The 19,014-nt window shown below is 67.0% G+C and carries 20 protein-coding genes and 1 tRNA gene; 16 read left to right on the top strand and 5 right to left on the bottom strand.

Annotated elements, in window-relative coordinates; translation table 11 throughout:
• Positions 1 to 146: 146 nt before the first annotated feature.
• A complete protein-coding gene (locus tag ACCC97_RS16865; protein WP_413333980.1) occupies positions 147 to 458 on the bottom strand; it encodes a single-stranded DNA-binding protein in 312 nt (103 codons plus the stop codon).
• A gap of 143 nt (positions 459 to 601) precedes the next feature.
• Between ACCC97_RS16865 and ACCC97_RS16860 the strand changes: the two genes are divergently transcribed.
• Genes ACCC97_RS16860 through rapZ form a run of 4 tightly spaced genes read left to right on the top strand, consistent with a single transcriptional unit; the run spans position 602 to position 4,340 of the window.
• Positions 602 to 853 carry a hypothetical protein gene (locus ACCC97_RS16860; RefSeq protein ID WP_413333978.1) on the top strand — a complete coding sequence of 84 codons (252 nt, stop codon included), beginning with the start codon at positions 602 to 604 and terminating at the stop codon, positions 851 to 853.
• A 10-nt stretch (positions 854 to 863) separates the two neighbouring features.
• Positions 864 to 1,775, top strand: coding sequence for an NAD kinase (locus ACCC97_RS16855; protein WP_007834361.1), 912 nt, complete (start codon positions 864 to 866; stop codon positions 1,773 to 1,775).
• Position 1,776: 1 nt separating this feature from the next.
• On the top strand, positions 1,777 to 3,465 hold the full coding sequence (recN, locus tag ACCC97_RS16850) for a DNA repair protein RecN (RefSeq protein WP_413333976.1): 1,689 nt from the start codon (positions 1,777 to 1,779) through the stop codon (positions 3,463 to 3,465).
• The gene (gene rapZ, locus ACCC97_RS16845; RefSeq protein ID WP_007834365.1) at positions 3,462 to 4,340 is read left to right on the top strand and encodes an RNase adapter RapZ; all 879 of its coding nucleotides are present in this window, start codon (positions 3,462 to 3,464) and stop codon (positions 4,338 to 4,340) included. Before recN ends, rapZ begins: the two co-directional genes overlap by 4 nt.
• A gap of 4 nt (positions 4,341 to 4,344) precedes the next feature.
• Here rapZ and mutY read toward each other — a convergent pair whose 3' ends face one another.
• From mutY to mutM, 3 genes are all read right to left on the bottom strand, one after another.
• Entirely contained in the window at positions 4,345 to 5,379 is a 1,035-nt protein-coding gene (gene mutY, locus ACCC97_RS16840; protein ID WP_413333974.1) for an A/G-specific adenine glycosylase, read from the bottom strand.
• Between the two features lie 34 nt (positions 5,380 to 5,413).
• Complete coding sequence (locus ACCC97_RS16835; RefSeq protein ID WP_007834369.1) at positions 5,414 to 7,375, bottom strand: dynamin family protein; 1,962 nt, start codon at positions 7,373 to 7,375, stop codon at positions 5,414 to 5,416.
• Between the two features lie 89 nt (positions 7,376 to 7,464).
• The gene (gene mutM / locus ACCC97_RS16830; RefSeq protein ID WP_413314416.1) at positions 7,465 to 8,277 is read right to left on the bottom strand and encodes a bifunctional DNA-formamidopyrimidine glycosylase/DNA-(apurinic or apyrimidinic site) lyase; all 813 of its coding nucleotides are present in this window, start codon (positions 8,275 to 8,277) and stop codon (positions 7,465 to 7,467) included.
• Between the two features lie 80 nt (positions 8,278 to 8,357).
• Between mutM and ACCC97_RS16825 the strand changes: the two genes are divergently transcribed.
• From ACCC97_RS16825 to ACCC97_RS16790, 8 genes are all read left to right on the top strand, one after another.
• Positions 8,358 to 10,211, top strand: a complete 1,854-nt coding sequence (locus ACCC97_RS16825; RefSeq protein ID WP_413333971.1) for a tetratricopeptide repeat protein — start codon at positions 8,358 to 8,360, stop codon at positions 10,209 to 10,211.
• On the top strand, positions 10,212 to 10,733 hold the full coding sequence (locus tag ACCC97_RS16820; RefSeq protein WP_042673531.1) for a lipoprotein insertase outer membrane protein LolB: 522 nt from the start codon (positions 10,212 to 10,214) through the stop codon (positions 10,731 to 10,733).
• Positions 10,730 to 11,626, top strand: coding sequence for a 4-(cytidine 5'-diphospho)-2-C-methyl-D-erythritol kinase (gene ispE / locus ACCC97_RS16815; RefSeq protein WP_413333969.1), 897 nt, complete (start codon positions 10,730 to 10,732; stop codon positions 11,624 to 11,626). The genes ACCC97_RS16820 and ispE overlap by 4 nt, the downstream gene beginning before the upstream one ends.
• Positions 11,627 to 11,696: 70 nt before the next feature.
• Positions 11,697 to 11,773: transfer RNA gene (locus ACCC97_RS16810), tRNA-Gln, on the top strand.
• Between the two features lie 140 nt (positions 11,774 to 11,913).
• Positions 11,914 to 12,888, top strand: coding sequence for a ribose-phosphate pyrophosphokinase (locus ACCC97_RS16805; protein ID WP_007834379.1), 975 nt, complete (start codon positions 11,914 to 11,916; stop codon positions 12,886 to 12,888).
• Positions 12,889 to 12,974: 86 nt separating this feature from the next.
• The gene (locus ACCC97_RS16800) at positions 12,975 to 13,658 is read left to right on the top strand and encodes a 50S ribosomal protein L25/general stress protein Ctc (protein ID WP_007834380.1); all 684 of its coding nucleotides are present in this window, start codon (positions 12,975 to 12,977) and stop codon (positions 13,656 to 13,658) included.
• Between the two features lie 79 nt (positions 13,659 to 13,737).
• Positions 13,738 to 14,370 carry an aminoacyl-tRNA hydrolase gene (gene pth, locus ACCC97_RS16795; protein ID WP_413333966.1) on the top strand — a complete coding sequence of 211 codons (633 nt, stop codon included), beginning with the start codon at positions 13,738 to 13,740 and terminating at the stop codon, positions 14,368 to 14,370.
• A gap of 36 nt (positions 14,371 to 14,406) precedes the next feature.
• Positions 14,407 to 14,907, top strand: a complete 501-nt coding sequence (locus ACCC97_RS16790; protein ID WP_413333965.1) for a hypothetical protein — start codon at positions 14,407 to 14,409, stop codon at positions 14,905 to 14,907.
• Here the strand turns inward: ACCC97_RS16790 and ACCC97_RS16785 are convergent.
• Positions 14,904 to 15,179 carry a YfhL family 4Fe-4S dicluster ferredoxin gene (locus ACCC97_RS16785; RefSeq protein ID WP_056595128.1) on the bottom strand — a complete coding sequence of 92 codons (276 nt, stop codon included), beginning with the start codon at positions 15,177 to 15,179 and terminating at the stop codon, positions 14,904 to 14,906. The two genes, ACCC97_RS16790 and ACCC97_RS16785, sit on opposite strands and share 4 nt — an antisense overlap.
• 103 nt (positions 15,180 to 15,282) lie before the next feature.
• Here ACCC97_RS16785 and ACCC97_RS16780 point away from each other — a divergent pair, with 103 nt between their 5' ends.
• Genes ACCC97_RS16780 through ACCC97_RS16765 form a run of 4 tightly spaced genes read left to right on the top strand, consistent with a single transcriptional unit; the run spans position 15,283 to position 18,930 of the window.
• On the top strand, positions 15,283 to 16,233 hold the full coding sequence (locus ACCC97_RS16780) for an ABC transporter permease (RefSeq protein WP_413333963.1): 951 nt from the start codon (positions 15,283 to 15,285) through the stop codon (positions 16,231 to 16,233).
• The gene (locus ACCC97_RS16775) at positions 16,230 to 17,108 is read left to right on the top strand and encodes an ABC transporter permease (protein ID WP_042674462.1); all 879 of its coding nucleotides are present in this window, start codon (positions 16,230 to 16,232) and stop codon (positions 17,106 to 17,108) included. Before ACCC97_RS16780 ends, ACCC97_RS16775 begins: the two co-directional genes overlap by 4 nt.
• Before the next feature lie 8 nt (positions 17,109 to 17,116).
• On the top strand, positions 17,117 to 18,106 hold the full coding sequence (locus ACCC97_RS16770; RefSeq protein WP_413333961.1) for an ABC transporter ATP-binding protein: 990 nt from the start codon (positions 17,117 to 17,119) through the stop codon (positions 18,104 to 18,106).
• Entirely contained in the window at positions 18,103 to 18,930 is an 828-nt protein-coding gene (locus ACCC97_RS16765) for an ATP-binding cassette domain-containing protein (RefSeq protein WP_413333959.1), read from the top strand. The genes ACCC97_RS16770 and ACCC97_RS16765 overlap by 4 nt, the downstream gene beginning before the upstream one ends.
• The last annotated feature ends 84 nt before the right edge of the window (positions 18,931 to 19,014 follow it).

Below are 19,014 nucleotides of genomic sequence, written 5' to 3'. Positions count from 1 at the left end.
ATGGCGGTCACACCATCGTCTACGGTCGCTTCGATGCTCAGGCCGTCATAGCCGTCCTCGACTGCCGCCCTGAACGCCGCTTCGACAGCAGCGGACAGGAGAGCAAGCCGAGCGGCATGCAGCGCGTCAGGCGTGACGGCCATGGCTTAGCCCTGCGACGACTTCGGGGCGGGCTTGAGGGGCACGAGGCGCGGCGAAATCGCAAGGTTGCCGGTGCGGTCCACGTAGAGGCTGTTCGGGGCCAGCGTGTAGTCGCCCACCGGGTGGAACAGCGCAGCGCCGTCCTTGTCCTTTTCGAGAATGATCTCGGTCTTGGTGGGATACGGGTCAGGATTGCCCTGACGGTCTGCGAGGTGCAGCCACACGGTCTGAAAGTTCAGGCTGTAGGCCTTGCCGGTGGCTTTTGCGTTGCCGCTTTGGTTGCGGACATCGGTTGACGTTACCGAGATGCGGATCATGTAGGCTCCTAGTTACGTTAATCACATTGATTAACTTAGCGGAGCCTATCCATTAATCACCCTGTTTAACAAGGGCCGGATATGCTTAAACAGGTTGAGTAACCGATATACAACACGATTAATCTACGACTATGCAAAACACCATGAATCTGCTAGCCGCCGCCGAACAGGTCCAAGACCTCTCCGCATGGGCCGCGAAACTTGGCTTGTCGAAGCAGGCCCTGTACACCGCAAAGTACCGCGAGCACCTGAGCCCCGCCGTAGCTGGAGCGCTGGCCGAAGAACTCGGAAAAAACGCGCAGGAGTGGATCGTGGTGGCCGCACTCGAATCCGAACGGGACAGCGCGTGCAAAACCCGCATGGTCAAGCGAATGGGCAAGGTTTTGATGTTGTAATTTGTGAGATATGACCTCTCGCTTTCGTCACGTCGCCCTGATCGGCAAATACCAGGCTTCCGGCGCCCGAGCGCAGGCGGATGCGCGCGACGGCGTCATGGAAGGCATCGGCACCTTCCTCGAATCGCAAGGCTGCACGGTGTTCGTCGAGCGCTCGACCTGCGAAGACGACGATGACGGCGCCCCCGCCCATCCGCGCTACGAAGCCCTGAGCGTCGAGGAAATCGGCCAGCGCTGCGACCTCGGCCTGGTGGTCGGCGGCGACGGCACCATGCTCGGCATCGGCCGGCAGCTCGCCAGCTACGGCATTCCGCTGATCGGCATCAACCGCGGCCGGCTCGGCTTCATCACCGACATCCCGCTCGACAACTACCAGGCCACGCTGATCCCGATGCTGGCCGGCGAGTACGAGGAGGACCACCGCAGCCTGATGCATGCACAGGTCGTGCGCGACGGCGCCTCGGTGTTCGACGCGCTCGCGATGAACGACGTGGTCGTGAACCGCGGCGCCACCTCCGGCATGGTCGAGCTGCGCGTGTCGGTGGGCCGCCATTTCGTGGCCAACCAGCGCGCCGACGGCCTGATCATCGCCACGCCCACGGGCTCGACCGCCTATGCGCTGTCGGCAGGGGGGCCGCTGCTGCATCCGGCGGTGCCGGGCTGGGTGCTGGTGCCGATCGCGCCGCACACCCTATCGAACCGCCCCGTGCTGCTGCCTGATGCCGACGAGATCGTGATCGAGCTGGTGGGCGGGCGCGACGCCAGCGCCAATTTCGACATGCAGTCGCTGGCCTCGCTCGCGATCGGCGACCGCGTGGTGGTGCGCCGCTCCGACTTCCGGGTGCGCTTCCTGCACCCGCGCGGCTGGAGCTATTTCGACACGCTGCGCAAGAAACTTCATTGGAACGAAGGGGGCTCCTGAAATGGCGCTGCGACGCATCGCACTGCGCGACTTCGTGATCGTGCGATCACTCGAACTCGACCTGTCCGGCGGCTTCACGGTATTGACCGGTGAGACCGGCGCGGGCAAATCCATCCTGATCGACGCACTGCAGCTGGCTCTGGGCAACCGCGCCGACGCGGGCGCCGTGCGCGAAGGCGCCGAGCGGCTCGACGTGAGCGCCGAATTCGACGCCGACCCGGCCCTGGACACGTGGCTCGACGAGGGCGGCTTCGAGGCCGGCGACGCGCTGCTGCTGCGCCGCACCGTCGACCTGCAGGGCCGCAGCCGCGGCTGGATCAACGGCAGCCCGGCCACGGCCACGCAATTGCGCGAACTCGGCGACCGTCTGCTCGACATCCACGGCCAGCACGCCTGGCAGAGCCTGACGCGGCCCGAAGCCGTGCGCGGCCTGCTCGACGCCTACGCGGGCGTGCGCACCGACGCGCTCGACGCCGCATGGCAGGGCTGGCGGCAGGCACTTTCGGCGCTCGAACATGCGCGCTCGGCGCAAGACTCGCTGCAGCGCGAACGCGAACGGCTGCAGTGGCAGATCTCCGAAGTCGCCAAGCTCGCGCCGGGCGCCGACGAATGGGAAGAGCTGTCGACCAACCACTCGCGCATCTCCAACGCGCAAGCGCTGATCGACGCAGCCCAGGGCGCCAGCCAGGCGCTGGAAGACGACGACAGCGGCGCCCTCTCCGCGCTCTCGCGGGCGGCCACGCTGCTGCAGAACTGCGAGCACATCGAGCCCGAGTTCCGCGCGCTGGGCGAGGTGCTCGCCTCCTGCGTGGCGCAGGCTTCCGACGCGGCCCACACGCTGCACGGCTACCTGCGCGACGCCGACACCGACACCGATCCGCAGAGCCTGGCCGAGCTGGATGAACGCATGGGCCTGTGGATGTCGCTTGCGCGCCGCTACAAGCGCACACCCGCCGAACTGCCGGCGCTGCTGGCCGGCTGGCAGGCCGAACTGCAGGCGCTCGATGCGCAAAGCGATCTCGAAGGCCTGGAGCGTGCCGAGCAAGGCGCGCAACAGGCCTACATGAAAGAAGCCAAGGCGCTGGGCAAGGCCCGCAAGCAGGCCGCCCCCCGCCTCGCCCAGGCCGTCACCGACGCCATGCAGGGCCTCGGCATGCAGGGCGGACGCTTCGACGTCGAACTGCAGCCGCTGGCACAGCCCAGCCGCGCCGGCCTCGAAGACGTGGCCTTCCTCGTTGCCGGCCACACCGGCAGCACGCCCCGGGCCATCGGCAAGGTGGCCTCGGGCGGCGAACTGTCGCGCATTGCGCTGGCCATCGCCGTCACGACCAGCCAGCTCGGCGCCGCGCAGACGCTGATCTTCGACGAGGTCGATGCCGGCGTCGGCGGGGCCGTGGCCGAGACGGTCGGGCGGCTCATGAAGCAGCTCGGCCGCGACCGCCAGGTGCTCGCCGTGACCCACCTGCCCCAGGTGGCCGCCTGCGCCGACCATCACCTCGTGGTGGCCAAGCGCCAGACGGCGGCGGCGGGCAAGGACGGCCCGCGCACCGAAAGCGGTGTATCGCGCCTCGACGACGATCACCGCGCCAGGGAAATCGCCCGCATGCTGGGCGGCGAGAAGGTCTCGCAGACCTCGCTCGCGCATGCACGCGAGCTGCTCGGTCACAAGACTCCGGCGACCGCGCCATGAGCCTCGACCTCGTGCTCATCACGGGCATGTCGGGCTCCGGCAAGTCGGTGGCCCTGCACGCGCTGGAAGACGCTGGCTACTACTGCGTCGACAACCTGCCGCCCGAGCTGCTGACCCCGTTCGTCGCGCTGCAGCATGAGCAGCAGGCCACGCGGGTGGCCATCGCCATGGACGTGCGCAGCGGCGTCTCGCTGCCGATCGTTCCGCATCAGCTCGACGCGCTGCAGCGCGACGGCGAGATCTCGCTGCGTTCGCTGTTCCTCGACGCAACCACCGACGCCCTGCTGCGCCGCTATTCGGAAACCCGCCGCCGCCACCCGCTCTCGCGCCAGGAGGGTCGCACAGACGTGCCCGAGCAGCATCGCGTGCTGATGCAGGCGATCGAGCTCGAACGCGAGCTGCTGGCCGACCTGCGCGACGGCGCCGACGTGATCGACACCAGCCTGATCCGGCCTGCGCAGCTGCAGAGCTACATCAAGTCATTGATCTCCGCGCCCCAGAGCGCGCTGACGCTGGTGTTCGAGTCATTCGCCTTCAAGCGCGGCGTACCGCTCGATGCCGATTACGTGTTCGACGTGCGCATGCTGCCCAATCCGCACTACGTGCCCGCGCTGCGCCCGCTCACAGGCCGCGACGAGCCGGTGATCGAATGGCTGCGCGAGCACGACGACGTGGCACGCATGTATGACGACATCGAGCAGTTCCTTGCGCACTGGCTCGATGCGCTGGCGCGCGACCATCGCAGCTACGTGACTGTGGCCATCGGCTGCACGGGCGGGCAGCATCGTTCGGTGTTCCTGGTCGAGCAGCTGGCGCGCTCGTTCGGTGCGCGCTGGGGTGCGCTCAAGCGGCACCGCGAGCTCGACGCGGTCTGACTGCCTAAGCCTCGCTGCCCTCGAGCAGCTTGCGCATCGGCGCCGGCAGGCCCAGCCGGCCCCACTCGTCCGCATCGACCCAGCGCGCACCCTCGCCTTGCGGCTGGCCGCCCTGAAGCTTCAACGGGTGCAGGTGAAGGTCCTTGTGGGTCAGCACATGCACGAAGGCCGGCAGGTCCTGCAGGCCGCGCTGCGCAGTCGTCGGCAGCACGGCCAGAAGGTCTTCGCGGCTGTCGAACACGGGCAGGCAATAAAGCCCCGCCCAGATGCCCTTCGACGGCCGCTTCTCCAGCCACACGCGGCCGTGCGCATCGCGCGCCAGCAGTACCCAGAGCGACTGGGCGCTGCGCTTGAGCTTGCGCGTCTTGACGGGATATCGCTCCGTCGCGCCTTCCCGCAGGGCCGCGCAGGTCTTGTTGACCGGGCAGATCATGCAGCTCGGCTTGCGCGGCAGGCAGACCGTGGCACCCAGGTCCATCACGCCCTGGGTGTAGTGCGCGATGGCTTCTTTCTGGTCGGCCGGAGGAAGCAATTGCGTCGCGAGGTCCCACAGCGCACGCTCCTGCGCCGCCGAAGACATGTCGCCCGCGAAACCGAGCACGCGCGTCAGCACGCGCTTGACGTTGCCGTCGAGGATCGCCACGCGCTCGCCGAAGCAGAACGCCGCAATGGCCGCGGAGGTCGAGCGGCCGATGCCGGGCAAGGTGACGAGCTCGGCGGCGGTGCGCGGAAACTCGCCGCCGAAGCGCGCGACAACATCCTGCGCACAACGGTGCATGTTGCGCGCCCGGCTGTAGTAGCCCAGCCCGCTCCAGAGCCCGAACACCTCGTCCTCGGTGCCGGCGGCCAGCGCCTTCACGTCGGGAAATCGTTCGAGAAAGCGCGCGAAGTAGCCGAGCACCGTCGACACCTGCGTCTGCTGGAGCATCACCTCCGACAGCCAGACGCGGTACGGGTCGCGGGTGTTCTGCCACGGCAGCTGGCTGCGCCCGTGGCTGCGCTGCCAGCTCACGATCTGCGAGGCGAAATCGGGGGGCAATGGCAGGGTTGCAGCCGCCGTGGAGACGGAAACTTCAGGCCGCACGCAGCTCGCCGACAGTGGCCGCGGCCTGCGGCCTTCCGTGCTGCGCGATCATCGATGTGAACTCGCGCAGCTGCACATGAAGCTCGGTGAGGTTGCTCTCCTGAGAGGCAAGCTCGACCAGCCGCTCGTCGAGGTTGCCCGCCGCGCTCTGGATGCGCTCGATCGCCTCGATGCGCTTGCTGAAATTGCGGCGGCGCTCCTTGAGCTGCGCGTCGATCTGCGCGCTCGCACCCTTGCTCCAGCGCTCGACCTCGGTCATGGCCGCTTCGTTGACGAGCCGCAGCCGGCTGGCCAGCGCACGCACCAGCTTGTCGCAGAAGTCGGCCTGCGCGAGCTTCAGCAGGTTGCCCACGCCCAGGTAGTGGATGTGGCTGCGCTCGATCTGGCCCAGCTCCTGTTCGAAGCCCGTGAGATCGGGCTCGGCCGGCGCCTGCAGGGTGAAGCCCTGCTCGGCATTGAGCTGGCGGAAGGTGGCGTGCAGCATCGACTGGATCTCCGCCGTGGTCGCCTGCACTTCGCGCAGGTTGTTGCGCAGCGAGTCGAAGGTCTCGGCGTACACCTTGCGCACGTTGAACTTGACACCGGGGCGCTTGAGCGCGGCCGACAGCCGCACCATGTCGGCCTTCAGCGCGGTACGGCCGAGCACGGCATATACCTCGCGCAGCAGCTTGCCCTGCACCGATCGCAGCGCCAGGATGCGCGTGTTGCTTCCTTCGAACTCGGTGTGCTCCTGGTCGATGCGCGCGCGCATGTGGCGGATCACCGAGACGTTCTTGCCGCGCAGCCCCTGCAGTTCGAGCGCCTGCTCGGACAGGTCGCGCTGGCGCACCTTCAGGATGCGCTCGGCCTCGGCGCGCAGCGCGGTCATGCCCGCGTCGACCGCCAGCCGCAGCATGGTTTCACGCTTGCCGAGCACGCCTTCGGCCAGCAGGGATTCGAGCGCCGGCAGACGGCTGGCCTCCAGCAACTGGCCGTCGTGCTGGATCTTGGCCTGCAGGCCCTTCTGCGCCGACACCGGCAGCACCTGCGCCAGCGGCACTTCGAGCAATCGGGCCGCGCCTTCGCGCTGGCGCTCGATCTGCTGCTCGATGTGGGCGGGCTGGCTCAGCGTATCCCACATCGTGTCGATCTTGTTGAGCACCACGAAGCGCGTGTCGTTGCCTTCGTCCTCGGTGATCAGGTGTTCGCGCCAGATCGAGAGATCGGAGCGCGTCACGCCGGTTTCAGCACCCAGGATGAAGACCACCGCATGGGCCTGCGGAATCAGGCTCACCGTGAGTTCGGGTTCGGCGCCGATCGCATTCAGGCCCGGGGTGTCGAGAATCACCAGCCCTTGCTCCAGCAGCGGATGCGGCATGTTCAGCACCGCATGGCGCCAGCGCGGGATCTCGACGCGGCCCTGCGCGTCCTGCGCCGGGTTGTCGTCGGGGGTGTCGTCGTCCCAGAAACCCAGCGTGCGCGCTTCGTCCTTGGTGACCCAGCGCACCTCGGCCACCTTGCTCATGGCCTGCGCCAGCTGCTCGGCGTCGCCGACGTCGATGGAGATCTCGGTCCACCGCGCGGGTTTCTCGCGCCAGTGGGCCAACGAATGCGGCTCCAGGCGGGTTTCGATGGGCAGCAGGCGCAGCTTGGGCGCGAGCGCGGCGTCGTAGCCCAGCTCGGTCGGGCACATCGTGGTGCGGCCCGCGCTGGCCGGCATGATGCGCCGCCCGTAGCCGGCGAAGAAGATGGCGTTGATCAGCTCCGACTTGCCGCGCGAGAACTCGGCGACGAAGGCGACCATGACCTTGCTGGTGCGGATCTGCGTCTCGAGGCCGCGCAGGCGCTCCGCCACCGCCTGGTCGAGCAGCTCGTTCTCGGTCAGCCAGCGGGACAGCCACTGCAGCCGGTGGGCGAAATTGCTTCGCCAAGCGCCGTGCTGATCGAGTTGTTGGTTGAAAGAGCGGCTCAAGGGAAATATGTAAGAAACAACTTACAAATATAGCATCGGGAGGTGGCAACAACCGTTTCTAGATTGTTTCTCTCGTCGGATTGTGACGCTTACTTCTGGCACTTGGGGCAGTAATAGGTAGAGCGCTGTCCCTGACGCAGCAGGCGGATCGGCGTTGCGCAAACCCGACAGGGTTCGCCCGCGCGGCCATAGACGGTCGCTTCGAGCTGGAAATAGCCATTCTGGCCGTCCACATTGGAGAAATCGCGCAGCGTGCTGCCGCCCTTCTCCACCGCCCGGGCCAGGATCTCACGCACCGCCGCATGGAGCCGGGCCGCCCGGGGGCGGCTGATGCGCGCGGCCGACAGCGTCGGCCGGATGCCCGCCTGGAACAGCGCCTCCGACGCGTAGATGTTGCCCACGCCTACCACCACGTCGCCCGCCAGCAGCACCTGCTTGACGGCGCTCCTGCGCTTCTTGAGGCCGGCATGGAAGGCATCGAGGTCGAAGGCGTCGCCCAGCGGCTCCATGCCCAGCCCGCCGAGGAGCTTGATGGCCCACGGGGCGGCCTCGTCGTCCACGTAGACCACCGCGCCGAAGCGGCGCGGATCGTTGAGCCGCAGCGTGCCCCGGTCGGTGACCAGGTCGAAATGGTCGTGCGGCCCGGGCAGCGGCAGCGCCGCATCGAAACGCAGGCTGCCAGACATGCCCAGGTGCAGCAGCAGGATGCCGCGGTCGAGGTCGATCAGCAGGTATTTGCCGCGCCGCCGCACCTCGCGCACCTGCCGCCCGACCAGCGCCTCGGGCAGCACCATCAGCGCCCAGCGCAGGGGCTTGCCGATGCGCACCGCGTCGATGCGCGCGCCCGCGATGCGGTCGGCAAAGCCGCGGCGGGTGACTTCGACTTCGGGCAGTTCAGGCATGAAAGTAAATCTCCGGCAAACGCCAGCGGTAACGAGGCCCCAGGGGGCGCTCATTCGGGAGCCTCGATTATTATGGTCGGATGAATCTTTCGCCCCGCCGACACCGCCTTGCGGCGGCCGCGTCCCTCGCCTTGCTGGCCTGTGCGGTTCACGCACAATCCTCCGCCCCTGCAACTCCTGGCAGCCCCGTGCTGACCATCGAACACTCGGCTCAGCCGAAGCCCGCAGTCAAGCCCAAGGGCACTGCGGCCAAGGCGGCCAGCGAGCCCGCACCGCAGCCGTCTGCGCTGACGGCCGACCTGTTCTATGAAATCCTGATGGGCGAGATGACCGCCCGCTCCGGCGATCCCGGCTCCGGCTACGCGCTGGTGCTCGATGCCGCTCGCCGGCTGCGCGACGGCAAGCTGTTCCAGCGTGCGGTCGAGATCGCCCTGCAATCGCGCTCGGGCGATGCGGCGCTCGCCGCGGCGCGGGCCTGGCAGGAAGCCCTGCCGACCTCGCGCGACGCGCGCCGCATCGAGCTTCAGATCCTGATCGCGCTGAACCGCATCGGCGAAACCGTCGAGCCGCTGCGCGCCGAAGTGGCTGCAACCTCGCAAGTCGAACGCCCGCTGCTCATGGCCGTGATCGCACGCAACTACGCGCGCGCCTCGGACAAGAAGCTGGCCGCCTCGGTGGTCGAGCAGGCCCTGGTCGACGAACTGAAGAGCCCGACCAGCGGCGGACTGGCCTGGGCTACCGTCGGCCGTCTGCGCCTCAATGCAGGCGATGCCTCCGGCGCCCTGGAGGCTGCGCGCAAGGGCCAGGAGATCGACCCGGCCTCCGATGCGCCTGCGGCGCTGGCGCTCGAGATGATCGACCCCGGCCAGCCGCTCGCCGAGCCGATCGTCACGCGCTACCTGAGCAGCAACCCGAAGGCCGCGCCCGACCTGCGCATCGCCTATGCGCGCGTGCTGGTCGAGAACCGGCGCTTCAACGACTCCGCCGCGCAGCTCCAGGTGCTGACCACGTCGCGACCGGAACTTGCGGAGCCATGGCTGCTGCTCGGCAGCCTCCAGATGCAGGCCAGGCAGGATGCCGCGGCCGAGACCTCGATCAAGCGCTTCATCGAACTGTCGGCCAACCGCGGCGGCAACAAGGACGCCGACGACGCTGCCGACCGCAAGCGAGGGGTGTCGCAGGCGTACTTTGCGCTGTCGCAACTGGCGGAGCGGCGCAAGGACTTCACAGCGGCCGAGCGCTGGCTCGCGCGCGTCGATGGGGCCGACGAGCTGGTGGCCGCGCAGACCCGCCGCGCGGCCCTGCTGGCCCGCCAGGGCAAGCTGCCCCAGGCGCGCGAAATGATCCGTGGCCTGCCCGAGCGCACGCCCGACGACAAGAAGCAAAAATTCCTTGCCGAAGTGCAGCTGCTGCGCGACGCGAAGCAGTACCAGGCGGCCTACGACATGCTCGCCCAGGCCTCGGCGAAATCGCCGGACGACGGCGACCTCGTCTATGACCAGGCCATGGTCGCCGAGAAGCTCAATCGCCTCGACGACATGGAACGCCTGCTGCGCCGGCTTATCGAGCTCAAGCCCGAGAGCCAGAACGCATACAACGCGCTGGGCTACTCGTTCGCCGATCGCAAGATCCGGCTCGACGAGGCGCGCACGCTGATCCAGAAGGCGGTGCAACTGGCGCCCGAAGATCCGTTCATTGCCGACAGCCTGGGCTGGGTCGAGTTCCGGCTCGGCAACACGACCGAGGCGATCCGCATCCTCGAGGCGGCCTACAAGACGCGGCCCGATCCCGAAATCGGTGCTCATTTCGGCGAAGTCCTGTGGAGCACCGGCCAGAAGGACCGCGCGGTCACGGTCTGGAAGGAAGCCCTGCTGAGCGATGCCGAGAACGAGACGCTGCAGGAAACGCTCAAGCGCCTGCGCGTGAAGCCGTAGATGATGCTCGCCCCCAGGCAGGTCGACAGTGGCCGGCGCGTCCTTCTGGCGATGGGGGGCGTGGCCCTGCTTGCGGTGGCGGGCTGCGCCCAGCTTTCGGGCGGCCCTTCAACCCGCCCACCCTCGGACAGCTGGAGCGGCCGCATGTCGCTGCGCATCGACAGCGAGCCGGTGCAGACCTTCGCTGCGCTGTTCGAGCTGCGCGGCTCCGCCGAGACCGGCGACCTGACGCTCACGACACCCATCGGCAGCACGCTGGCGCAACTGCATTGGGCGCCGGGTGAGGCCCTGCTGAAAGACGGCAGCAAGACGCGGCGCTTCGACTCCGTCGATGCATTGATCGAGGCCGCCACCGGCGCCGCCATCCCGGTCGGCGCGCTGTTCGGCTGGCTCGCGGGCCGCAACGATCCCGTTCCCGGCTGGAAGCCCGATCTTGCGCAACTCGGCAACGGGCGGCTGCAGGCCGTGCGCGAATCGCCGAGTCCCAGGGCCGACCTGCGCATCGTGTTCGAGCGGTCATGAAGGCGATCCACGACCTTCCCGCGCCGGCCAAGCTCAACCTCTTCCTCCACATCACCGGCCAGCGCGACGACGGCTACCACCTGCTGCAATCGGTCTTCATGCTGATCGACTGGTGCGACATGCTCCACGTCGAACTGCGGCGCGATGGCCAGCTGAGCCGCGAGGACCTGACGACCGAGCTGCCCGCCGACGACCTGATCCTGCGCGCGGCCCGCGCTCTGCAGGCATTTGCCGAGCCCGGCCAGGGTGCGCACATCGGCGTGGCCAAGCACGTGCCGGCGCAGGCCGGCATGGGCGGCGGATCTTCGGATGCGGCCACCTGCCTGCTCGCGCTGAACCGCCTGTGGGGCCTGAACCTGCCCCTGTCACGGCTGGCCCGCATCGGCCTGAAGCTGGGCGCAGACGTGCCCTTCTTCCTTGGCGGGCACAACGCATGGGTCGAGGGCATCGGCGAGCAGATCCGACCGGTTACACTACCGTCGGCGCGTTTCGCGGTGGTCAAGCCACCCGAGGGACTCGATACCCGATTAATTTTTTCGGCTTCCGATCTTCAACGCGCCACACCTGTTGCTATAATCTCGGGCTTTGCTGCAGATAGCGAATTGTCTGAAGCGATAAACCTGGAAAGCTCGGTTCTGAGCGCTTCGGTTTTCGACTTCGGCCACAACGACCTGCAGCCGGTTGCCCAGCGACTTTGCCCCGCCGTCACCGACGCCATCGAATGGCTCGGCGCCCAGGGGTTGAAGGCCCGGATGACCGGCTCCGGAAGTTCGGTGTTCGCGAAGATGCCGCAAGCGCCGCAGGAAGCGGAACTGCTCGAAGCCCCCGAAGGCTGGCAGGTTCGTCAATGCAGCAACCTGGAAGTTCATCCGCTGTGCGGGTGGGCAACCTGAAGATGATCGGACCGTTCATTCGGTTCGATGCGACATATATCGGTTGATGGTGAAAACCATCGACCCGTGTAGGGGAGTCGCCAAGCTGGTTAAGGCACTGGATTTTGATTCCAGCATGCAAAGGTTCGAATCCTTTCTCCCCTGCCAAATCTTCAACGACTGCGGCCCAACGGCCGCAGTCTTCTTTTGCAGCCCACCCGCTGCAATAATCGGCGGCTCACCGGCCGCCATGCATCACAAACCTTTTGGCGGCTTCCTAAGCCAATTCGCACTGCCGGGACGCGCTCATGCAGGCTAATCACCCTGATTTCATGGTTTTCACCGGCAACGCCAATCCGGGCCTTGCTGCAGAAATCGCGCACAACCTCGGCACCTCGCTGGGCGCCGCACGCGTCGGTCGCTTCTCCGATGGGGAAGTCACTGTCGAGATCAACCAGAACGTTCGTGCGCGCGACGTGTTCGTGGTGCAGTCGACCTGCGCACCGACCAACGAAAACCTGATGGAACTGCTGATCATGGTCGACGCGCTCAAGCGCGCTTCGGCCGAACGCATCAGCGCCGTGATCCCCTACTTCGGCTATGCCCGCCAGGACCGCCGCCCGCGCTCGAGCCGCGTGCCGATCTCGGCCAAGGTGGTGGCCAACCTACTGGAAACCGTCGGCGTCGAGCGCGTGCTCACGATGGACCTGCACGCCGACCAGATCCAGGGCTTCTTCGATATCCCGGTCGACAACATCTACGCCTCGCCCGTGCTGCTCGGCGACCTGCGCGCGAAGAACTACGAAGACCTGATCGTGGTCTCGCCCGACGTCGGCGGCGTGGTTCGCGCCCGTGCGCTGGCCAAGCAGCTGAACTGCGACCTCGCCATCATCGACAAGCGCCGCCCGAAGGCCAACGTCAGCGAAGTCATGAACGTGATCGGCGAGATCGACGGCCGCAACTGCGTGATCATGGACGACATGATCGACACGGCCGGCACGCTGGTCAAAGCTGCCGAGGTGCTGAAGGAGCGCGGCGCCAAGAGTGTCTACGCCTATTGCACGCACCCGATCTTCTCGGGCCCGGCCATCGAGCGCATCACGCAGGGCTCGGCCCTCGACGAAGTGGTCGTGACCAACACCATTCCCCTTTCCGACGCCGCCATGGCTTGCGGAAAGATCCGCCAGCTCTCCGTGGCACCGCTGATCGCCGAAACGATCCAGCGCATTGCCAAGGGCGAGTCGGTGATGAGTTTGTTCTCGGATCAGGACAACCTGTTCTGACCGGGGCATGAAGCGGGCCTCCTTAGCGGGAGGCCTTTTTGAACCGGAGTCGCACTGGTCGCGGTGGACTCTCACAGGAGCTAGTTATGAAATTCGTCGCTTTTGAGCGCGCAAAGCAGGGCACGGGTGCGAGCCGCCGTCTCCGCATCTCGGGCAAGACCCCCGGCATCGTCTACGGTGGCGACACCCAGCCGCAGCTGATCGAGATCGATCACAACGCGCTGTGGCACGCCCTGAAGAAGGAAGCCTTCCATGCGAGCGTGCTCGAAATGGAAATCGGCGGCGCCGTCAGCAAGGTTCTGCTGCGCGACGTGCAATACCACCCGTTCCGCCAGCTGGTGCAACACATCGACTTCCAACGCGTCGATGCCAAGACCCGCATGACCATGAAGGTGCCGGTGCACTTCAAGGGCGAGGAAGAATCCGAAGCCGTCAAGATCGACCTGAACCTGGTCAACCACGTGACGACCGAACTCGAACTGAACTGCCTGCCGAGCGATCTGCCCGAGTTCATCGAAGTCGACCTGTCGGGCCTGAAGAAGAACGGCACGGTCACGCTGAAGGACATCAAGCTGCCCAAGGGCGTGAAGTGGGTCAGCCACGGCAAGGTCAACCCGGTGCTGGCTTCGGCCGTGTCGCCGGCTGCTGAAGAAGCCGACGTTCCCGCTGAAGGCGCAGTCGCTGCCGACGCAGCTGCCGCACCGGCAGGCAAGGGTGGCAAGGCCGCTCCCGCCGCCAAGACCCCGGCTGCCAAGACCGCCAAGAAGTAATCCACTTCTCGCGTCTGTCTTTGCGAAGGCCCGCTCCGTGCGGGCCTTTTGCTTTTGGCGGATCGGATAATCCACGACCATGATCAAGCTGTTTGTCGGCCTCGGCAACCCGGGCCCAGAGTACGAAGCCACGCGGCACAACGCCGGCTTCTGGTGGATCGACGCCGTCGCGCGCGAATGGAAACTCAACCTCGTGCCCGAGCGCAGCTACCACGGCCTTGCCGCACGCGCCAACATCGGCGGCCAGAGCATCTGGCTGCTGGAGCCGCAGACCTTCATGAACCTGTCGGGCAAGTCGGTGGCGGCCCTCGCCCGCTTCTTCAAGATCGCGCCTGAGGAAATCCTCGTGGCACACGACGAGCTCGACGTGGTGCCGGGCCAGGTCAAGCTCAAGTTCGGCGGCAGCCATGCCGGCCACAACGGACTGCGCGACATTCACGCGCAACTGGGCACCGGCGACTACTGGCGGCTGCGGCTGGGCATCGGACACCCTGGCGTGAAGTCGGAGGTCGTCAACTGGGTGCTCAAGAAGCCGCTCAAGGAACAACGTGAAGCGATAGAAGATGCCATCGTCCGCACCCTGCACGCGCTGCCTGCGCTGGTGGCAGGCGAGATGGAAAAGGCGACCCTCGTCATTCACACGAGCAAACCACCCCGGCCCAAACCGCCGCGGCGGGAGCCCGGCGACGGAGGCACGTCTGCCGCCACCTAGCCGGCCATCGGAGTGCAGGAGGGAGAGAAATAAAAAATGAGCCAGAAGAAGAAAAGAAAAAGAACGACAGCCGGTAGCCTCGGGGTTGCTATATTTTTAATAGCAACATGCGCTTTCTCCATGAGCGCGTCCGCCCAAAACGCCGCAAAAACCTGGCGATGCGGCAACACCTATTCCGACCAGCCTTGTGAAGGCGGCACGACGGTGAAGGTGAACGACCACCGCAGCGACCAGGACCGCCAGGCCGCCGACGCCGGCACGCGCAGCGCCCAGACCTACGCCGACCACCTGGAACGCACCCGGCTGTCCCAGGAAAAGGCGGCCAACGACCGCGATCAGCGAGCCGCGCGGGAAGCCAGAAGCGCCGCGCTGGCGGAAAGACGGCTTGCCCTGTCCGAGCAGAGGGAAAGGGATCGCGCACGCAAGGCAGCCAACGATCCGCGCAGGTCCAGCCTGAATTTCAGCGGCGGCCAGAGTTCAAGGGCGGCCGGCGACGCCTCGGAGCGCAAGAAAAAGAAACGGAAACCAGCCGCCTAAGCGCTGCTCGACACAGACGTCACCTTGATCGCCGTGAGACGCTCGTATTTCTGCATCAGCGTCTCGCGGCTTTCCACGTGCTCGGGATTCACGGGAATGCAAGCCACCGGGCAGATCTGCACGCACTGCGGCTCGTCGAAATGGCCGACGCACTCGGTGCACTTGTGCGGATCGATCTCGTAGAACTCCGCGCCCATGTAGATCGCGTCGTTCGGGCACTCGGGCTCGCAGACATCGCAGTTGATGCATTCGTCGGTGATCATGAGGGCCATCCCCCGATTATCGCGGGGCCGGGCGGACAGGCTGCCGATGAATGACAAAGGCCACATCCGCGGCACACTTGTTGCACGAGTCAGTTATGCTGCGCCCCGCCCCATGAGTCTGTTTCTATTCAAGCGCCTCGCCACGCTGATCGGCACGCTGATCGGCGCGTCCGTCATCGTGTTCCTCGTTCTGGAAATTCTCCCGGGCAACGCCGCGCAGATGCTCATGGGGCCGGACGCCTCGCCCGAAGCCGTCGCCGCCCTGGCCACCAAGCTCGGCCTCGACCAGCCCGCGTGGACGCGCTACTGGCACTGGATCGGCGGCTTGCTGACCGGCAACCTCGGCGACAGCTACGCCTACAGCTCGCCCGTGCTCGACCTGATCCTCGAACGCCTCGCGCTCACCGTGCCGCTGGCCATGATGGCGATGGCCCTGACCGTCGTGATCGCGCTGCTGGTGGGCGTGACGGCCGCCGCGCGCCACAACAAGCTCGGCGACGTCGGCCTCATGGGCATGGCCCAGGTCGGCATCGCGATTCCGAACTTCTGGTTCGCCATCCTGCTGATCCTCGTGTTCTCGGTGCAACTGCAGTGGTTCTCCGCCGGGGGCTTCGAGGGCTGGGGCGAAGGCATCTTCGCGGGCATCAAGTCGCTGCTGCTGCCTGCGCTGTCGCTGGCGGTGGTGCAGGCCGCGATCCTGGCGCGCATCACGCGCTCGGCGGTGCTGGAGGTGATGCGGGAAGACTTCGTTCGCACCGCGCGTGCCAAGGGTGTGTCGCAACGAGCCGTGCTGTGGACCCACGTGCTGCGCAACGCCATGATCCCGGTCATCACGGTCATGGGCATGCAGTTCTCCGAGCTGCTGGCCGGCACCATCGTGGTGGAGAACGTGTTCTATCTGCCGGGCCTGGGCCGCCTCATCTTCCAGGCCATCAGCAACCGCGACCTGATCGTGGTGCGCAACTGCGTGATGCTGCTGGCGGCCATGGTGGTGATCGTGAACTTCGTGGTCGACGTGCTGTATGCCGTGATCGATCCGCGCATCAAGGCCAGCGACATATGAGCTCCGTCATCACCGCTCCGAGCGCTGCGGCGCTCAAGGTGCCGGGCTTCTGGCGCCGCGCATTGCACCACCGCAGCTTCGTGCTGGGCGGCGCGCTGACGCTGCTCCTGCTGCTCGCCGCCGGCATCTCGCTGGTCTGGACACCGTGGTCGCCCTACGACATGGACATGGCCAACAAGCTGAAGCCGCCGACGGGCGCGCACTGGCTGGGCACCGACACCTACGGCCGCGACGTAGCCTCGCTGCTGCTGGTCGGCGCACGCGCATCGATCCTTGTCGGCGTGATCGCGGTCGGCATCGGCCTCGTGGTCGGTACGGCGCTGGGCCTGCTGGCCGCCGCCAAGCGCGGCTGGGTCGAGGAAGCCATCATGCGGCTCACCGACTTCTCGCTGGCCTTCCCCGCAATCCTCTCGGCGATCATGATGACAGCCGTGTTCGGCGCCGGCATCGTCAACGCGATCATTGCCATCGGCATCTACAACATCCCGACCTTCGCGCGCATCACGCGCGCCTCGGCCAACGCGATCTGGTCGCGCGAGTACGTCGCCGCCGCGCGCGCCTGCGGCAAGGGCAGCTTCGCGATCACGATGCAGCACGTGCTGCCGAACATCTCGGCCGTGCTGATCGTGCAGATCACGATCCGCTTCGCCATCGCGATCCTTGCAGAGGCCGCCCTCTCCTACCTGGGCCTGGGCACGCAGCCGCCGCAACCCTCGTGGGGCCGCATGCTCAGCGAGGCGCAGACGATGATGTTCCAGTCGCCCCTGCTCGCGGTGTTCCCCGGCATGGCCATCGCGCTCGCGGTGCTCGGCCTGAACCTGCTGGGCGACGGATTGCGCGACTTGCTCGATCCGCGCCTCGCACGCGCAAGATAAGAAGCGCCATGCCCTTGCTCGAAGTCGAAGACCTCCACATCGAACTGCAGACGCAGCGCGGTCCCGCCGAGGCCGTGCGCGGCATCGACTTCACGCTGGAGCGTGGCGAGACGCTGGGCATCGTCGGCGAATCGGGCTGCGGCAAGTCGATCACCGTGATGTCGCTGATGGGCCTGCTGCCCTCGACCGCGAAGGTCACCGGCAGCATACGTTTCGATGGAACCGAGCTCGTCGGCCGAGACGAAAGGGCCATGTGCCGGATCCGCGGCAACCGCATCGGCATGATCTTCCAGGAGCCGATGACGGCGCTGAACCCGGTGCACACGATTGCGCGCCAGGTCGGCGAACCGCTGCGGCTGCATCGCGGGCTCTCGCAAGCCGACGCACGCAAGGAAGTGCTCGCGCTGCTCGACCGCGTGGGCATTCCCGACGCGGCTTCGCGCCTCGACGCCTACCCGCACCAGTTCTCCGGCGGCCAGCGCCAGCGCATCGGCATCGCGATGGCGCTCGCCTGCGGGCCCGACCTGCTGATTGCCGACGAACCCACCACTGCACTCGACGTGACGATCCAGAAGCAGATCCTCGAACTCATCCAGGGCCTCGTGGCCGAGCGCGGCATGGCGTTGATCCTGATCTCGCACGACCTCGGCGTGATCGCGCAGACGGTCTCGAAGATGCTCGTGATGTACGGCGGCAGCGTGGTCGAGAGCGGCCCGACCGAGGCCGTGTTCGCGCGCCGTGGGCATCCCTACACGCAAGGCCTGTTCGCCGCGCGGCCCGCCATCGGCGCGCCGCGTGGCCTGCGTCTGGCCACCATCAGGGGCAGCGTGCCCGAGCTGGTCGACCTGCCGCCGGGCTGCCCCTTCGCGGGCCGCTGCAGCTACACCATCGACGCCTGCAAGACCACGCGGCCGCCGGCCACGATGCTGCCGCCAGATCACGCGGTGCGCTGCATCCGGCTCGAGGAAATCGCCGCGCAAGGGGCCATCGCACCATGAGTGGGACCACCGCTTCACCGCTGCTGCAGGTCACCGACCTCGTGCGCCACTACGCGCTGCCGCGCGAAAAGCTCTTCGGCCCGCCGCCGACCGTGAAGGCGCTCAATGGCGTGAGCTTCGAGGTGCGCGCCGGCAAGAGCGTGGGCATCGTGGGCGAATCGGGCTCGGGCAAGTCGACCATCGCGCGTCTCGTGATGGCGCTGGACACGCCGACTTCGGGCAGCGTGCGCCTCGAAGGCCGCGACCTGCACACGCTGTCGAAGGCCGAGCTGCGCACCGCGCGGCGCGATTTCCAGATGGTGTTCCAGGACCCCTACGGCTCGCTCGACCCACGCCAGACCGTCGCGCGCATCGTCGCCGAGCCCCTCGAGGCGCTGGCCGAAACGAGCCGCGCCGTGCAGCGCGAGCGTGCCAACGAGGCGCTCGCCGCAGTCGGCCTGCGCACCACCGACATGGACAAGTACCCGCACGAGTTCTCGGGCGGCCAGCGCCAGCGCATTGCGATTGCACGGGCGCTGATCACGCGCCCCAAGCTCATCGTGGCCGACGAGCCTGTCAGCGCGCTCGACGTTTCGGTGCAGGCCCAGGTGCTCAACCTCATGCAGGACCTGCAGCAGCAGTTCGGCATCAGCTACCTGCTCATCAGCCACGACCTCGCGGTGGTCAACCACCTGTGCGATGAAGTGTGCGTGGTGTGGAAGGGCAAGATCGTCGAGCAGGGTCCGCCCGCCGAACTCTTCCATCACGCGCAGCATCCCTACACGCGCACGCTGCTCGACGCGGTGCCGCGCACGCCCGCGGGCGGCACGCTGCTGGCCGCCTGACACCGAAGCGTCGTCCGCCGCCTCTAGGATGAGTGGGTCATAAGCATCTGGTTGCGCGGACGCACCGGTCTCGCGGATGATGCC

Source organism: Variovorax sp. Varisp85 (assembly GCF_047304045.1).
In the GTDB taxonomy this organism is placed as follows: domain Bacteria; phylum Pseudomonadota; class Gammaproteobacteria; order Burkholderiales; family Burkholderiaceae_C; genus Variovorax.
The sequence above is the reverse complement of the archived record's forward strand: the minus strand, read 5'-3'. Positions and strand labels throughout refer to the sequence as shown.

What these genes read in the sequence shown, in the direction of transcription:
- ispE (WP_413333969.1), top strand. Translation starts at nt 10,730, where the DNA reads ATGAAGGCGATCCACGACCTTCCCGCGCCGGCCAAGCTCAACCTCTTC.
- pth (WP_413333966.1), top strand. Translation starts at nt 13,738, where the DNA reads ATGATCAAGCTGTTTGTCGGCCTCGGCAACCCGGGCCCAGAGTACGAA.
- ACCC97_RS16790 (WP_413333965.1), top strand. Translation starts at nt 14,407, where the DNA reads ATGAGCCAGAAGAAGAAAAGAAAAAGAACGACAGCCGGTAGCCTCGGG.
- ACCC97_RS16825 (WP_413333971.1), top strand. Translation starts at nt 8,358, where the DNA reads ATGAATCTTTCGCCCCGCCGACACCGCCTTGCGGCGGCCGCGTCCCTC.
- mutM (WP_413314416.1), bottom strand. Translation starts at nt 8,277, where the DNA reads ATGCCTGAACTGCCCGAAGTCGAAGTCACCCGCCGCGGCTTTGCCGAC.
- ACCC97_RS16800 (WP_007834380.1), top strand. Translation starts at nt 12,975, where the DNA reads ATGAAATTCGTCGCTTTTGAGCGCGCAAAGCAGGGCACGGGTGCGAGC.
- ACCC97_RS16865 (WP_413333980.1), bottom strand. Translation starts at nt 458, where the DNA reads ATGATCCGCATCTCGGTAACGTCAACCGATGTCCGCAACCAAAGCGGC.
- ACCC97_RS16785 (WP_056595128.1), bottom strand. Translation starts at nt 15,179, where the DNA reads ATGGCCCTCATGATCACCGACGAATGCATCAACTGCGATGTCTGCGAG.
- ACCC97_RS16765 (WP_413333959.1), top strand. Translation starts at nt 18,103, where the DNA reads ATGAGTGGGACCACCGCTTCACCGCTGCTGCAGGTCACCGACCTCGTG.
- rapZ (WP_007834365.1), top strand. Translation starts at nt 3,462, where the DNA reads ATGAGCCTCGACCTCGTGCTCATCACGGGCATGTCGGGCTCCGGCAAG.
- ACCC97_RS16780 (WP_413333963.1), top strand. Translation starts at nt 15,283, where the DNA reads ATGAGTCTGTTTCTATTCAAGCGCCTCGCCACGCTGATCGGCACGCTG.
- ACCC97_RS16820 (WP_042673531.1), top strand. Translation starts at nt 10,212, where the DNA reads ATGATGCTCGCCCCCAGGCAGGTCGACAGTGGCCGGCGCGTCCTTCTG.
- ACCC97_RS16775 (WP_042674462.1), top strand. Translation starts at nt 16,230, where the DNA reads ATGAGCTCCGTCATCACCGCTCCGAGCGCTGCGGCGCTCAAGGTGCCG.
- ACCC97_RS16860 (WP_413333978.1), top strand. Translation starts at nt 602, where the DNA reads ATGAATCTGCTAGCCGCCGCCGAACAGGTCCAAGACCTCTCCGCATGG.
- ACCC97_RS16855 (WP_007834361.1), top strand. Translation starts at nt 864, where the DNA reads ATGACCTCTCGCTTTCGTCACGTCGCCCTGATCGGCAAATACCAGGCT.
- ACCC97_RS16805 (WP_007834379.1), top strand. Translation starts at nt 11,914, where the DNA reads ATGCAGGCTAATCACCCTGATTTCATGGTTTTCACCGGCAACGCCAAT.
- recN (WP_413333976.1), top strand. Translation starts at nt 1,777, where the DNA reads ATGGCGCTGCGACGCATCGCACTGCGCGACTTCGTGATCGTGCGATCA.
- ACCC97_RS16770 (WP_413333961.1), top strand. Translation starts at nt 17,117, where the DNA reads ATGCCCTTGCTCGAAGTCGAAGACCTCCACATCGAACTGCAGACGCAG.